The following is a 14319-nucleotide window of genomic DNA, read 5'->3' as shown; positions in this document are numbered from 1 at the left end:
GTGGGCCGCGTGGGTCGTCGCGCCGGCCGTACGCGGCGGCTCACTTCGCGATCTCCGCGCCGTGGACCTGCTTCCAGCACGTCTCCTCGGCCGCGAGGAACGCGCTCGAGGGCGGGTCACCGGGGTCGTAGTCCACCTGGCCGTGCACGGGGTCGGGGTAATCGGTGATCCCGTGCTCGCGCATGCACCGGGACACCTCGGGATCGGCGTCCACCGCCTCCGCGGGCTCGGCACCACCGGCGCGTTCCTCCGCGCACGACACGAGTGCACGCTGGTAGGCGTCGGGGTCGACGCCTTCCGGTACCGCTGCACGTTCGCCCCCCTGCGTCGGGTCGCTGTCCTCCATCGGGATCCCCCGGTCCCGCATGCACGCCGAGAACGCGTTCGCGTCCGTGCTCGGTGCCGACGAGCGGGTGCGGCCCGCCTCGTCCCGCCCGCTCCCAGCCGCGCAGCCGGTCGCGCCGGTCACGCTGAGCAGGGCGAGGACGACGGCGAGCGTCACCCGGACCCCGTGGGTCGGTACCGACCCGCCGAGTCCGGAGCGCCGTCCGTCATCGCGGAGCGACCTCGTGGTCGTGGTCATGGTCATGGTGGTCCTCCTGTGCGTCGTGGTCGCCGCCTCCCGGCGACCCGGTTCGGTGAACGGCGTCTCCCGGGTCATCCGGTCGTCCCCCAGTCGGCGAGGTACCGATCGCTGCACTCCTCGTCGGCCTGCGTGACGGTCGGTGAGTCGCGCAGCGGTTCCTCGGCGTACTTGCCGTAGTCGAGCCCCGATTCCGGCTCCGGCTCCGGGAAGTCGTCGAGGCCGTGCTCCCGCATGCACGCCGAGAAGTCGCGGAGCTCCTGGTCCCAGATGGCCTTCTGCTCGTCGGAGGCCCTGGGCGCGTCGTCCCCCCGGCAGCTCGCGGAGGCGCGCTGGAACGCGTCACCGTCCGCGCCGGACGGAGCACGGACGACTCCGGAGGACCACTCCGCCTCGGACGGGTCCTCGATGTCGAACCCCGCGTCCCGCATGCAGGAGCCCCACGCGGCGGCGCCGACGGAGCTGGAGCCCCCGCGCGAGGACGAGGATCCGGGCGCGTCGGAGCACCCGGACAGGACGACGCTCACCGCGAGCGCCATCGTGGAGGACAGGAGGAGCGCCGCACCGGGCCTCCTCCGCGGCCGGTCGGTGTCACTGGTTCGTTCCATGCGGACAGTCCAGCGGGCGGGCCGTTTCGCGGGCGTCCGGTCGACGGTCACACGGGCGAAACACCGTGGACGCGGACCACCAGGCCGCCCGCCGACCGGGGCGTGATCGCCAGGCGCCACCCGTGCGCCCGCACGACGGCGTCGACGACCGACAACCCGATGCCGCTGTGTCGACGGCCCGGGTGTTGCTGCTCCGCGCGCGTGAACGGCTCGGTCAGGGTGCGGGCGGTCTCCGGTGACACGAGTGGCCCGCTGTTCTCGACGACGAGCCCGTCGTGGGTCACCTCGATGCGCACGAACCCGTCCGGTCGGTTGTACTCGAGCGCGTTGTCGACGAGGTTCTCGACGAGGTGCCGGACGAGCACCGGATCGCCCGCCACCCGGAGGCCGTCGCCCGGCTGGACGTGGAGGTCCAGGCCCGCGGACCGCGCACGAGTCCGGGACGCGGCCGCGGCGCCCTCGACGACGTCCGCGAGGTCGACCTCCTGGGCCCGGCCGGTGACACCCCGTTCCGCCTCCGCCAGGTCGAGCAGGCCCTCGACCAACTGTTCGTTCCGCCGGTTCGCGTCGAGGAGCTCCTGGCGGACGGCGCGGATCGTGTCGGGGTCGGCGTCGTCCTCGAGCCCGATCTGGATCGCGGCCCGTTGCAGGGCGAGCGGCGTCCGCAGCTCGTGGGAGGCCTGGGCGACGAAGCGGCGTTGCCCCTCGAACGCCTGCTCGAGCCGTCCGAACAACGCGTCGATCGTGTCCGCGAGCCGTCGGACCTCGTCGTCGGGGCCGCCGAGGTCGATGCGTTCGTGCAGGGTCGTCGCCGAGATCCGCTCCGCGGTCGCGCGGATCACACCGATCGGACGGAGCACGGCCCGGGCGACCAGCCAGCCGGCACCGGCGGCGACCAGGCCGGCCGTCCCGATGCCGACCGCCGACCACAGCCACTGCTGCGACGCCACCAGCTGCCCGACACGGGCGACGCCGGCGACGGACCCGCTCGGGCCGGTGTGCCCCTCCGGAGGGGGCGCACCCGGCAGCGCCGCGCGCGCCGACGCGGTCGCCTCGGGGACGGTCCACACCGGGCTCGCGCTCGTGCCGCACCCCGCGACGTCGGCGCGGGGACACGCTCCGCCGTCGTCGAGTTCGAGCACCGTCACGATCCCGCGCTGCGTCATGAGGTTCACGAACACCAGGACCGCCGCGGCGAGCACCATCGACAGGCCGCCGAACGCCACCGCGGTGCGCGTGTGGATGCTCCACCGCATCCGCGGTCCTCGACCCGGGCGCGACCCGTCGGCGCGCCCCGACCCGGTCGTCACAGCGCGTACCCCTTGCCCGGCACCGTCCTGATCGGATCGGGCTCACCGAGCTTGCGGCGGAGCTTCGACATCGTCACGCGCACGGCGGACGTGAACGGGTCGACGTTGACGTCCCACACCTTCTCGAGCAGCTCCTCCGCGCTCACCAACCGGCCGTCGGCCCGGAGGAGGACCTCGAGCAGCCCGAACTCCTTGGGCGTCAGGTCGAGCGGGCGCCCGTCGCGGGTGGCCATGAGCCGGTTCGTGTCGAGCACGATCCCGTCGTGCCCGAGCACCGGCGGGGCAGCGGGGGCGCTCCGGCGGCCGAGTGCCCGCACCCGCGCGACGAGCTCCGGGTACTCGAAGGGCTTGGGCAGGTAGTCGTCGGCGCCGAGCTCGAGCCCGGCCACGCGGTCCGCCAGGGTCGTCGCGGCGGTCAGCATGAGCACCCGCGTGCACCCACCACGGGCGGTGCACCGACGAGCGACCTCGTCGCCGTGGAGCCCGGGCAGGTCACGGTCCAGGACGACGACGTCGTAGTCGTTCACCGCCAGGAGTTCGTCCGCCTCGTCGCCGCGGAACACCACGTCGACGGTCATCCCCTGCCGTTCCAACCCACGGGCGATCAACTCGGCGAGGGACTGCTCGTCATCCACCACCAGCACCCGCATCCCGTGGAGGGTAGGGCCCCGGGTCCGGGATCCGCACCTTCCGCGTACACGACATGGCGCTGCCCACGCGATGTCTCACCCGCCGGATCGCCGGAGGCACGGCGTCGGTCACCCGCACCACGGACGGGAGGCGCGGCGTGCGTCCTCCGCACCCCGCGCCTCCCGTCCGTCCCGCCGAGCGCTACTCGACGAACTCCGGCACCACGAACGGCTCGACCGTCAGCGACTCGCCGTCGTCGGCGACGTCGACGCGGACGGTGTCGCCGTCGCGGACGTCGCCCGCCAGCAGTGCCCGGGCGAGCTGGTCGTCGATCTGCCGCTGCATGAGGCGACGCAGCGGCCGCGCGCCGTACACCGGGTCGTACCCGCGCTCCGCCAGCCAGGTCCGGGCCGAGGGCGTGACCGCGAGCTCGAGCCGACGGTCCGTGAGCCGCGTCGCGAGCCGGTCGACCGAGAGCGACACGATCTGACCGAGGTCGTCGGTCGTCAGCGCCTGGAACACGACGATGTCGTCGAGGCGGTTGACGAACTCCGGGCGGAAGGCCTGCTGCACCATGGCGCGCACGGACTCCTCGCGCTCCGCGGCACCGAGCAACGGGTCGGTCAGGAACTGCGACCCGAGGTTCGACGTGAGCACGAGGATCGTGTTCCGGAAGTCCACCGTGCGGCCCTGACCATCGGTCAGACGGCCGTCGTCGAGCACCTGGAGCAGGACGTCGAAGACCTCGGCGTGCGCCTTCTCGACCTCGTCGAGCAGGATCACGGAGTACGGGCGGCGACGGACGGCCTCGGTGAGCTGGCCGCCGGCCTCGTACCCGACGTACCCGGGCGGGGCGCCGATGAGTCGCGCGACCGAGTGCTTCTCGCCGTACTCGCTCATGTCGATGCGGACGAGGGCCTTCTCGTCGTCGAACAGGAAGTCGGCGAGCGCCTTCGCGAGCTCCGTCTTGCCGACGCCGGTCGGGCCGAGGAACAGGAACGACCCGGTCGGGCGGTCGGGGTCGGAGATGCCCGCCCGGGAACGCCGGACGGCCTCGGACACGGCCGTGACGGCCTCGCGCTGACCGATGATCCGCTTGCCGAGTTCGGTCTCGAGGTGCAGGAGCTTCTCGGTCTCGCCCTGGAGCAGCCGCCCCATGGGGATGCCGGTCCACGCGGCGATGACGGCGGCGATGTCCTCGTCGGTCACACGGTCGTTCACCATCTGCGGACCGGCCGGCTCGTTGCGCTCGGCCTCCGCGAGTTCCCGCTCGATCACCGGGATCTCGCCGTAGAGCAGCCGGGAGGCCCGCTCCAGGTTGCCTTCGCGCTGGGCGCGCTCGGCCTGCATGCGGAGGTCGTCGAGCCGGGTCTTCAGTTCGCCGACGCGGTTCAGGGAGGCCCGCTCGAGCTCCCAGCGCTGCTGCAGCTCCGTCAAGCGCTCCTGCCGCTCCACGAGGTCGGCGCGGAGCTTCTCGAGGCGGTCCTTCGAGGCGTCGTCCTTCTCCTTCTTGAGCGCGAACTCCTCGAGCATGAGGCGGTCGACGCTCCGCTTCAGCTCGTCGATCTCGACGGGGCTCGAGTCGATCTCCATCCGGAGGCGCGACGCGGCCTCGTCGATGAGGTCGATGGCCTTGTCGGGCAGCTGCCGACCGGTGATGTAGCGGTCGCTCAGGGCCGCGGCGGCGACGAGGGCGGAGTCGGCGATCGTGACCTTGTGGTGCGCCTCGTAGCGCTCCTTGAGCCCACGGAGGATCGCGACGGTGTCCTCGACGCTCGGCTCACCGACGTACACCTGCTGGAACCGGCGTTCGAGCGCGGCGTCCTTCTCGATGTACTCGCGGTACTCGTCGAGCGTGGTCGCCCCGATCAGGCGGAGCTCACCGCGGGCGAGCATCGGCTTCAGCATGTTCGCGGCGGCGACGGAGCCCTCGCCCCCGCCGGCGCCCATGAGCGTGTGGAGTTCGTCGATGAACGTGATGACCTGGCCGTCGGAGTCGTCGATCTCCTTGAGGACGGCCTTGAGGCGCTCCTCGAACTCGCCGCGGTACTTGGCCCCGGCGACGAGCGCGGCGAGGTCGAGCGAGACGAGCCGCTTGTCCTTGAGGCTGTCGGCGACGTCACCGGCGACGATGCGCTGCGCGAGCCCCTCGACGACGGCGGTCTTGCCGACGCCGGGCTCGCCGATGAGCACGGGGTTGTTCTTGGTCCGGCGCGTGAGCACCTGCGAGATCCGGCGGATCTCCGAGTCGCGTCCGATCACCGGGTCGAGCTTGCCGCTCCGCGCGATCGCCGTGAGGTCGACGCCGTACTGCTCGAGTGCGGTCTTCTGCTGCTCTTGCGACGCGGGAGCGCCCTGCAGGTTGGCCATGGGGGCGTCCTTTCCTGTGGTCCTGATGTCCTGGTGCGGTGGTTCCGGCACCTTGAGTCTTGTTGACTCAAGTTTACTCCGACGGCACCGCGTCCGCCAGCGTCGGGCGATCGCGGCGCGGGTTCCTGATGCCGATCGCCGACACGGTGCCGCCCGCCACGAGCAACGCGGCCATGACGATGACCGCGCGGTGGAAGCCGCCCACGCTCATGCCGTCGGCGCCGAGCACGACCCCCGCCAGGGCCACGAGCACCAGGCTCGCGATCCGGGCGACCGCGTTGTTCACGGCCGAGCCGACACCCGCCCGCGTCTCCGCGACGGACCCGAGCACGGCGCTCGTCAACGGCGCCACCATGAGGGTCAACCCGACACCCATGAGGAGCATGCCCGGGAACACGGTCGCGAAGTACCGCGGGCGGTCCCCGGCGCCGAGCATGACCAGGACGCCGAGCCCCGCGAGCACCGGGCCGCCCGCCATGAACCACCGGGGCCCCGTGCGGCCGGACCACCGCCCGACCGTCGTGGAGAACCCGAGCAGCACGAGCGTCGGGGGCAGGGTCGCCACGCCCGCCAACCAGGCGGAGAGCCCCCAGACCTCCTGCAGGAACAGCGTCACCGTGAACCCGGACAGGCCGAGCGCGCCGTAGACCGCGAGCGTCGTGAGGTTCCCGACCGTGAACGACCGGGCACGGAACAGGTCGAGGGGCAGCAACGGGGCCGCCACGCGGCGCTCCCACGGCACGAACACGGCGAGCGCCCCCACCCCGACGGCGAGTGCGACGACCACGAGCGGCGACGCCCATCCGAGGCGCTCCTGCTCGATGAGACCGAGGACGAGCGCCCCCACCCCGAGCACGGCGAGGCCGGCACCCACGACGTCGATCGCGGGCCGGTCCGTCGCGCGCACGTCCCCGGTGACCCGACGGACGAGCGGGATCGTCACCGCGATCGGCGCCGCCGTGAGGACGAACACCCAGCGCCAGCCGATCGAGTCCACCACGACCCCACCGATCACGGGCCCGGCGATGACCGACGCGCTTGACCACGCCGTCCACGTGCCGATCGCCCGGGCCCGTGCCGCACCCCGGTACGCGGCGATGACGAGCGCGAGCGAACTCGGCGTCACGAGCGCGCCCCCGACGCCCTGCACGGCCCGCGCGCCCACGAGCACGCCGCCCGTCGGGGCGATCGCACACGCGACCGACGCGAGCCCGAACAGGACGAGTCCCCAGGTGACGACCCGGACCCGCCCGACGAGGTCGGACACCGAGCCCGCGACCAGGATGAGCGCCCCGAGGGTCACGAGGTAGGCGTCGACCGTCCACTGCTGCACGACGATCCCACCGCCGAGCTCCCGGCCGATCGACGGCAGGGCGACGTTCACGACGCTGCTGTCGAGGCCGACGACGAACGTGGCGAGGACGGCGACCACGAGCACGACGCGACGGTCGCGGTGGAGCGGTGCCGGGCCTCCCGGCCGATCGGCGTCGACGCTGCCCGACGCGCCGGATCCGTCGGACGCGCCGGATCCGTCGGAGGCGCCGGATCCGTCGGCCCCGTCGGTCATCCGGCGGCCGGCTCGCCGGCGTGCGTCCCGCCCTGCGCAGCGAGCGACACCGGCTCCCACTCCACCCAGGTCCGCAGGCGGTCTGCGTAGAGCGTCTTGACGAGGTGCGTCGGCTGCTCCCCGAACAGCACCCGCAGGGGCTTGTCGTCGGCGTCGACGATACGGAGCAACGCCGCCCCGGTCGCCGTGGGGTCACCCCGGCCGGCACTCGCGGCAGCCCGGCCCGCGAGGACCTGCTCACGGAGCCCGTCGTACGCCGGCAGGGGCGCGGAGTGCCGGGCGCTCGACCCGGCCCAGTCCGTCGAGAACCCGCCGGGCTCGACGAGCGTCACGTCGACGCCGAAGCCGCGCACCTCCTGGGCGAGGGCCTCGGTCAGCCCCTCGAGCGCCCACTTCGACGCGTGGTACGCCCCGATCATCGGGAACGCCGCGATGCCGCCGATCGTCGAGATCTGCACGATGTGACCGGAGCCCTGCGCCCGCAGGATCGGGAGCACCGCCTGCGTCACGTGCAGCACCCCGAACAGGTTCGTGTCGAGCTGGTCCTGGAGCTCGGCGTCGGTGAGCTCCTCGACGAACCCGAAGTGGCCGTACCCGGCGTTGTTGACCACCACGTCGAGGCGTCCGAAGCGTTCGTGCGCGCGGCGGACCGCGTCGTCGACCTGTGCGCGGTCGGTGACGTCGAGCGTCAGCGGCAGGACCGCGTCGCCGTAGGCGGCCACCACGTCGTCGAGCGTCGCCGCGTCGCGCGCCGTCGCCGCGACCCGGTCACCGCGCCCCAGGGCAGCGAGGGCGAACTCACGGCCGAGTCCGCGGGACGTGCCCGTGATGAACCACACCTTGCCCATGGGGGCCTCCTCTCGGCGCCCACGCGTCGGGCACCGCCACCGACGCTATCCCCGGGAACGACGAGACCGCCGCGCCTCACAGAGGCTGCGGCGGTCTCGGTCCCGGGGCTGGGAGTCCTCCGGCGGTGCCGGCGGGGCATGCAGCGGGCCGCGCGCGGCGACCCGGACGCGGTGTCTCAGACGCGGTGGTCCGACTGCGGCTGGACCGACGGGGTCGGGTTGAGGACCGGCTCCTGCTGCACGGTCGGCTGCACGGTGCCGGCCTGCGGCGCCGCCGTCGTGGTCGTGGTCGTCGTGGTCGGAGCGTCGTGGTTGGTCTCCATCTCCTTCTTGAAGATGGTGATCGACTGCCCCAGACCCTTGGCGAGGGCCGGCAGCTTCGTCGCACCGAACAGCAGCACGATGATGCCGAGGATGATGATCAGGTGGATGCCGGTGAGGCCCTGGAACATGATGTCCACTCCTTGTCTGGAACTCGTCGGGAGCGCATCGCCGTCGAAGCGACCCCGGGGGAGTCCGTGATGCTCCATGGTACCGCCGCCTCGCCCGGAAGCCCAGTGGCACCGGGATGCTCTCAGGACAGGCTCGGTGCCGCCCGGGCTAGCGGGTACTGGCGGCCGCGGCCTCGTCCGCGAGCACCCGGTCGAGCGTGAGCAGCACGGGTGCCCGCACGAGCTCGGCGCTCCGGTCGGCCCGGACACCGTCGAGCCGGAAGGGCACGCGCTCCCCCGGCAGCAGCGTCATGAACCCGCGGTCGACGCGGCCCGTCGGACTCACCCGGTCGGGCTGGACGAGCAGGTCGCGGACGAGCCCCTGCGCCTCGACCGTGAGCACCGACCCCGACGCGGCGTCCTCGACCCACACGCGGTACTCGGCCGGCCGCCAGTGCATCTCCTGGTCCGGCAGGGGCGTCCACACCGCCCGGCGCCAGTCCATGTCCGCCACGATGAGCTCCTCGGCGGGGTCGTCGACGACACCGACGTGGTCGGGCACCGCGAGCCGCAGCACGCCCGGTCCGGCGAGCTCGACCGGCAGGACGACCTCTTGCAGGATCCGTCCGGACATGTCGATCCGTCGCACCCGCACCGTGGTCGTCAGTCCCCGCCGGGAGGACCGGATCGCGATCTCGACGGGCACGCGGCGGTCCGCCTCCCGGTCGCGTCGTCGACCGCGCACGGTCCCGGGGTCGATGACCGCGGTGTCCGCGAGGTCCCCGAGGGCCTCCTCGTCGCTGCCGACCGTCGGACGGCCCGGCTCGGTGGCGGGGTCGGCCGCCCCGGGGACGGGGAGGGACAGGGTCGCGGGGTGCGCGCCTCCCGGGTCGGCGGCACGGTCCCGTCCGTCGAGGGGCCGGTCCCGCTCCCCCGCCGCGGGTGGCTCGATCGGCACGATCGCCAGGAGCACGTCGTCGTACAGGCGGCGCAGCTCGTGGAACAGGGGCTTCGGACGCCCGGCGCCGTCGACGGCCGACCACGACGCGACCGGCCACAGGTCGTTGAGCTGCCACACCACGACGCCCGTGTTGTGCGGCCAGTGCGTGCGCCAGTGCTCCACACCCGTCGCGATGGCGCGGGTCTGCTGCAGCTGCGTCAGGTAGTGCCAGCGGTCGAACACGTCGTCGGTGTCGCCCTGCGGCACGGGGAACCGCGGCGCGAGGCCACGGGCGAGCTTCCCCATGCCGTCCTCGGCCTTCTGGTGGTGCACCACGCCGGGCGACGTCGGGGTCATCGGCTCGTCGTCGACGGCCTCCCGGATCGTCCGCCACTGCGGGGGTGCCTGCCAGCCGAACTCGCTGACGAACCGCGGCACGCTGTCGCGGTAGTGCTCGTCGCCGATCTGGTTCCAGACCTGCCACGAGTGGTGGGTCTCGTGGTCGACGTCGTTCGCGTACACGCGCTCGTCGCCGGACCAGGGGCTCGCCGCCGTGTAGAAGCGCGACGGGTCCACCGCGTCGACGATGGTCGGCAGCAGGTCCAGGTAGTAGTCGAGGCCCCACGGTCGGTCACCGAGCTCCGCCGCCCAGCCCATGTCGTCGTGGAGCCAGATGTTCTCGTTGTTGCCGTTCCAGACGACCAGGCTCGGGTGCCGGCTCAGGCGCGCCACGTTGTCCCGGGCCTCGGCGATGACCTCGGAGCGCATGGGCTCGCCCTCGGGGTACGCGGAGCAGGCGAACAGGAAGTCCTGCCACACGAGCAGGCCCCGGGCGTCGCACTCCTCGTAGAAGTCCCGCGACTCGTACACGCCGCCGCCCCACACCCGCACGAGGTTCGCGTTGCACGCCGTCGCCTGGGCGAGCCGCGCGGCGTACCGGGCGCGGTCGACCCGGGACACGATGACGTCGTCGGGGATCCAGTTCACCCCGCGCACGTCGATCGGCGCGCCGTTCACCACGATCGTGAACGGGCGGCCGGTGGCGTCGGGCTGGGTGTCGACCCGGAGGGACCGGAAGCCCGTCCGGAACACGTCGCGGTCGAGGACCTCGCCGTCGGTGGTCTGCACCTGCACCTCGACGTCGTACAGCGCCTGCTCGCCGTACCCCCGGGGCCACCAGAGCCGCGCGTCGGGGATCCGGACCGTCACGACGGCCTCGTCCTCCTTCGGTGTCACCGTCACCCGCGACCGCTGCTTCGTGTCGTGCCCGGACACCGTGACGACGAGCACGAGGTCGTCGTCCTCACCGTCGTGGTCACGGTCCGCCGTCGTCGCACCGGCCGGCGTCGGACCGGAGCGTTCGATCGCGATGTGCGCGTCGAGGACGCCCTCGCCCGCCTCGACGTCGACGAGCGGACGGACGTCGCGCAGCCGGGCGGTCGACCAGCGCTCGATCGCGATCGGCCGCCAGGGCCCGCTCGTCACGCACGTCAGGCCCCAGTCCCAGCCGAAGTTCGACGCCATCTTCCGCACGTACGCGAACGGCTCGTCGTAGGGGCCGGGCATGCTGCCGAACCGGTCCGCCATGCGCTCGGTCTCGCGGTAGGGCGACTCGAACAGGATCTCGAGCTCGCGGTCCGTGCGTTCGTTCGTGCCCCCGGTCCGGTCCCGCAGGTCGAACCGGTAGCGCCGGTGCATGTTCCGTGTCGACCCGATCGACACGCCGTCGAGGGACAGCGACGCCACCGTGTCGAGACCGTCCGCGACGAGGTCGACCCGGTCGTGTCCGCGCGGGTCGACGTCGATCCGCCGCCGGTACGCCCAGTCGGCCTGGCCGACCCAGCGCACGAGCTCCTCGTCGCGGTTGCGCGTCGGGTCGGGCACGAGGCCCACACGCTCCAGGTCCGTGTGGATCTGCCCCGGCACCGTCGCCGGGATCGCCGTGCCGCGGACCCCGGCCGGGAGGCCCATGGGCACCCCGCTCGTGGCGTCCTCCGCGAGCATGGCGGTCCAGTCGGTTCGCAGTTCCTCGCGTTCGAGGGTCATCTGGGTCCTTCTCTCGGCCCCGCGCTGCGGTGCCGGCGGTCGGGACACGGTGCGGCATCGGCCGCGTCGGGCCCCCACCGCTCCGGTCGTCGTCACCTTGCGGCGCGGTCCCCGGACCTCCCGGGGACGCCGCCTTGAGCTGCGACGGAATGTTAGTCCCTGCGTCCACGACACTCCGTCAGACTCCGTGTACCGGCGGTCGGCAGCACCCGAGTCCGGATCCACCACCGCGTGGCATGGTGGAACCATGATCAGCGTCGACCTGGCCCGGACCCTGCGCGAGGCAGGACTCCGGTGGCACCCCGAGACCGGGGACCGCTTCGTCATCGACAAGCCCGGGGTCGACGACGACGTCTACACCGTGTCCGAGATGACGATCGAGAAGCACGAGTACCCGAGCGGCACGATCCTCGGCTTCAACGGCACGACCGAGTGGGCGCTCGACTCCGTGGCGGCCGACGACGCACTCTGGATCCCGCGCGAGGACCAGCTCCGCACGCTGCTCGGGCCGGCGTTCGTGGGGCTCACCCGCATCGACACCGCAGCTCAGGGCGTCGTGCACACCGTGACCTGCCGCATCGACGACGTCGAGCGGACCTTCGCCGCACCGGACGCCGCGACGGCCTACGGCGAGGCGCTGCGCTCCTACATCACGGCCTCGCTGGCCATCTGAGGGACCGGGCCCGATCACCGGGCGGGAGGCGGGCCTCCCCGCCTGACCGGACCTGCCGCGGGCGGTGCCGGGCCTCCCCGCCGGACCGGACCTGCCGCGGGCGGTGCCGGGCCTCCCCGCCGGACCGGACCTGCCGCGGGCGGTGCCGGGCCTCCCGGCCGGACGCGCCCGCCGGACGGGTGCCGGGCCTCCCGGCCGATCCCAGCCGGACGTTCCCGGAGCGTCCGCTCGGAGCGGGGTGTTGACTCGACGGGTGCCGTTCGGCACGGGTGCCGCACGGCACCACGACCCAGACCAAGGAGCACCGTGACCAGCACCGTTCCCGACATCACCCTGAACGACGGCCGCACCATTCCGCAGCTCGGCTTCGGGGTGTTCCAGATCCCCGCGGAGCAGACCAAGGAGGCGGTGCTCACCGCCCTCGAGGTCGGCTACCGCCACATCGACACGGCCGAGATGTACGGCAACGAGAAGGAGGTCGGCGAGGCCGTCGCCGCATCGGGGATCCCCCGTGAGGAGATCTTCATCACCTCGAAGCTCAACAACGGGTTCCACGCTCCCGACGCCGCGCTCGAGAACGGCAAGAAGTCGGCCGAGCTGCTCGGTGGCTACATGGACCTGTTCCTCATCCACTGGCCGCTGGCGACCGTGATCGACTTCGTGCCGACGTGGAAGGCGCTCGAGGAGCTCTACCACGTGGGGACGTCCCGCTCGATCGGCGTCTCGAACTTCCAGGCGCACCACCTGCACCGTCTGCGCGACGAGACGACGGTCACCCCCGCGGTGAACCAGATCGAGGTGCACCCCTACCTCGTGCAGGACCCGCTGCGTGCGGCCGACAGCGAGCTCGGGATCGCCACCGAGGCGTGGTCCCCGATCGCGCAGGGCCTCGTGCTCGACGACCCGACGATCACCCGCATCGCCTCGGCCCTCGACAAGACGCCCGCGCAGGTCGTGCTCCGCTGGCACATCCAGCGCGGCGACATCGTGTTCCCGAAGTCGGTCACCCGATCCCGCGTCGAGGAAAACTTCGCCCTGTTCGACTTCGAGCTCTCGGGCGAGGACATGACCGACATCACGTCGCTCGACAAGGGGCAGCGGACCGGGCCGGACCCCGACACGTTCGACTACGTGCCCGCCTGAGGGCCGGCGCGCGCGGCTCCGCTCGCCGGAGTGCGCGTGACAACGACAAGTGCGCGGTCGTCTGACCGCGCACTTCGTCGTTCCGGCGCGCACTGCACGCCCGCCCTGTGGAGAGCGCCAGCGCGACGACGCCGGGACCGGGAGCATCGGCAGATGCTCGAACTCATCCGCGTCGACGTCCGCACCCCGCCGGACGTCGCTCGCTCGCTGCAACGCGCCGCCCTGCAGGCACAGCCGGGAGGCACGGCGCGGGAACCGACGCTGGTCCGGCTCCTCCGCGGAACCTACGTCCACCGGGACGCGTGGGAGCGCCTCGACGAGCGTGAGCGGCACCTCGTCCGGATCGCGGCCGTCGCGCCGACACTCGGGGAACGCCGGATCGTCGCGCACTGCTCGGCCGCCGCGGTCCACGACTGGTCGGTCCTCGGCGGGTGGCCGGACCGGGTCGCCCTCACCGAGCCGGACCGGGTCCGCAGCGAGACCCGCCGCCGCTCCGTCGTGCTCCACCCCACCACGTCCACCGACAGCATCGCCGTCACGGTGCTCGGCCACCTGGTGCGCGCGAGCAGCCCCACCGCCACGGCCGCCGACCTCGCCCGCACCATGGCCTTCCGCTCGTCGGTGATCGTGCTGGACCAGGCGCTCCGGCGGGGCCTCGACCGTCGGTCCGTCCTCGCACTGGTCCACGGCGCGGGGCCTCGCGGGGCGGCACGAGCCACTCGGGCGATCGCGTTCGCCGATGCCCGAGCGGAGTCCGTCGGCGAGAGCCTGATGCGGGTCGTGCTGCACGAACTCGGCGCACCGACGCCCGTGCTCCAGCACGAGTTCCGTTCACCGCGCGGCAGCCTCGCCCGTGTCGACTTCTGGTTCCCGGACCAGGGCGTCGTGCTCGAGTTCGACGGCGAGGGGAAGTACCGCGATCCGGCACTCCGTGGCGGCCGGAGCGCGGAGCAGGTCGTCATCGACGAGAAGTACCGGGAGGACTGGGTGCGGGCGCTGCCCGAGGTCCGAGCCGTCCGCCGCGTTCGGTGGGCGGAGCTCTTTCGGCACCACGACCTCGCGCGCAAACTGCTCGGTGCGGGGCTACCGCTGCGACCATGACCGGCGAGGGTGCGCTCGCCCGCGACGAGTGCGCGCGAGAGTGCGCTCGCCCGCGACGAGTGCGCGCGT

Annotated in this window: 12 protein-coding genes; 3 read left to right on the top strand and 9 right to left on the bottom strand. The window is 72.8% G+C overall.

The genetic code is table 11. The annotated features are described in order from the left end of the window. Window positions 1-40: 40 nt before the first annotated feature. From DEI94_RS02540 to DEI94_RS02500, 9 genes are all read right to left on the bottom strand, one after another. The gene (locus tag DEI94_RS02540; protein ID WP_146244028.1) at window positions 41-589 is read right to left on the bottom strand and encodes a hypothetical protein; all 549 of its coding nucleotides are present in this window, start codon (window positions 587-589) and stop codon (window positions 41-43) included. Between the two features lie 68 nt (window positions 590-657). Then, window positions 658-1191 carry a hypothetical protein gene (locus DEI94_RS02535; RefSeq protein ID WP_146244029.1) on the bottom strand — a complete coding sequence of 178 codons (534 nt, stop codon included), beginning with the start codon at window positions 1189-1191 and terminating at the stop codon, window positions 658-660. Between the two features lie 47 nt (window positions 1192-1238). Beyond that, window positions 1239-2447 carry a sensor histidine kinase gene (locus tag DEI94_RS02530; RefSeq protein ID WP_111027537.1) on the bottom strand — a complete coding sequence of 403 codons (1209 nt, stop codon included), beginning with the start codon at window positions 2445-2447 and terminating at the stop codon, window positions 1239-1241. A 50-nt stretch (window positions 2448-2497) separates the two neighbouring features. Beyond that, on the bottom strand, window positions 2498-3151 hold the full coding sequence (locus DEI94_RS02525; RefSeq protein ID WP_111009666.1) for a response regulator transcription factor: 654 nt from the start codon (window positions 3149-3151) through the stop codon (window positions 2498-2500). Between the two features lie 181 nt (window positions 3152-3332). Further along, complete coding sequence (locus DEI94_RS02520; RefSeq protein WP_111027536.1) at window positions 3333-5501, bottom strand: ATP-dependent Clp protease ATP-binding subunit; 2169 nt, start codon at window positions 5499-5501, stop codon at window positions 3333-3335. Window positions 5502-5574: 73 nt separating this feature from the next. Then, window positions 5575-7068, bottom strand: coding sequence for an MFS transporter (locus DEI94_RS02515; RefSeq protein WP_111027552.1), 1494 nt, complete (start codon window positions 7066-7068; stop codon window positions 5575-5577). Beyond that, window positions 7065-7916, bottom strand: coding sequence for an SDR family oxidoreductase (locus DEI94_RS02510; RefSeq protein ID WP_111009668.1), 852 nt, complete (start codon window positions 7914-7916; stop codon window positions 7065-7067). The genes DEI94_RS02515 and DEI94_RS02510 overlap by 4 nt, the downstream gene beginning before the upstream one ends. 176 nt (window positions 7917-8092) lie before the next feature. Next, entirely contained in the window at window positions 8093-8446 is a 354-nt protein-coding gene (gene tatA / locus DEI94_RS02505) for a twin-arginine translocase TatA/TatE family subunit (RefSeq protein ID WP_349815161.1), read from the bottom strand. Window positions 8447-8516: 70 nt separating this feature from the next. Further along, the gene (locus DEI94_RS02500; RefSeq protein WP_181441878.1) at window positions 8517-11333 is read right to left on the bottom strand and encodes a glycoside hydrolase family 2 protein; all 2817 of its coding nucleotides are present in this window, start codon (window positions 11331-11333) and stop codon (window positions 8517-8519) included. A 247-nt stretch (window positions 11334-11580) separates the two neighbouring features. Here DEI94_RS02500 and DEI94_RS02495 point away from each other — a divergent pair, with 247 nt between their 5' ends. The 3 genes from DEI94_RS02495 to DEI94_RS02485 all read left to right on the top strand — a co-directional run bounded on the left by DEI94_RS02495 (window position 11581) and on the right by DEI94_RS02485 (window position 14250). Beyond that, the gene (locus DEI94_RS02495) at window positions 11581-12006 is read left to right on the top strand and encodes a pilus assembly protein CpaE (RefSeq protein WP_111027550.1); all 426 of its coding nucleotides are present in this window, start codon (window positions 11581-11583) and stop codon (window positions 12004-12006) included. A 306-nt stretch (window positions 12007-12312) separates the two neighbouring features. Then, on the top strand, window positions 12313-13149 hold the full coding sequence (locus DEI94_RS02490) for an aldo/keto reductase (RefSeq protein WP_111027534.1): 837 nt from the start codon (window positions 12313-12315) through the stop codon (window positions 13147-13149). Window positions 13150-13302: 153 nt separating this feature from the next. Next, window positions 13303-14250 (top strand): hypothetical protein, encoded by a 948-nt coding sequence (locus DEI94_RS02485; RefSeq protein ID WP_111009672.1) that lies wholly within the window; start codon window positions 13303-13305, stop codon window positions 14248-14250. Window positions 14251-14319 lie beyond the last annotated feature (69 nt).

Source organism: Curtobacterium sp. MCBD17_040 (genome assembly GCF_003234805.2).
GTDB lineage: Bacteria > Actinomycetota > Actinomycetes > Actinomycetales > Microbacteriaceae > Curtobacterium.
The sequence above is the reverse complement of the archived record's forward strand: the minus strand, read 5'-3'. Positions and strand labels throughout refer to the sequence as shown.

Coding starts and splice junctions, on each gene's coding strand:
- DEI94_RS02535 (WP_146244029.1), bottom strand. CDS start 1,191: ATGGAACGAACCAGTGACACCGACCGGCCGCGGAGGAGGCCCGGTGCG.
- DEI94_RS02515 (WP_111027552.1), bottom strand. CDS start 7,068: ATGACCGACGGGGCCGACGGATCCGGCGCCTCCGACGGATCCGGCGCG.
- DEI94_RS02530 (WP_111027537.1), bottom strand. CDS start 2,447: ATGCGGTGGAGCATCCACACGCGCACCGCGGTGGCGTTCGGCGGCCTG.
- DEI94_RS02525 (WP_111009666.1), bottom strand. CDS start 3,151: ATGCGGGTGCTGGTGGTGGATGACGAGCAGTCCCTCGCCGAGTTGATC.
- DEI94_RS02510 (WP_111009668.1), bottom strand. CDS start 7,916: ATGGGCAAGGTGTGGTTCATCACGGGCACGTCCCGCGGACTCGGCCGT.
- tatA (WP_349815161.1), bottom strand. CDS start 8,446: ATGGAGCATCACGGACTCCCCCGGGGTCGCTTCGACGGCGATGCGCTC.
- DEI94_RS02540 (WP_146244028.1), bottom strand. CDS start 589: ATGACCATGACCACGACCACGAGGTCGCTCCGCGATGACGGACGGCGC.
- DEI94_RS02500 (WP_181441878.1), bottom strand. CDS start 11,333: ATGACCCTCGAACGCGAGGAACTGCGAACCGACTGGACCGCCATGCTC.
- DEI94_RS02485 (WP_111009672.1), top strand. CDS start 13,303: ATGCTCGAACTCATCCGCGTCGACGTCCGCACCCCGCCGGACGTCGCT.
- DEI94_RS02495 (WP_111027550.1), top strand. CDS start 11,581: ATGATCAGCGTCGACCTGGCCCGGACCCTGCGCGAGGCAGGACTCCGG.
- DEI94_RS02520 (WP_111027536.1), bottom strand. CDS start 5,501: ATGGCCAACCTGCAGGGCGCTCCCGCGTCGCAAGAGCAGCAGAAGACC.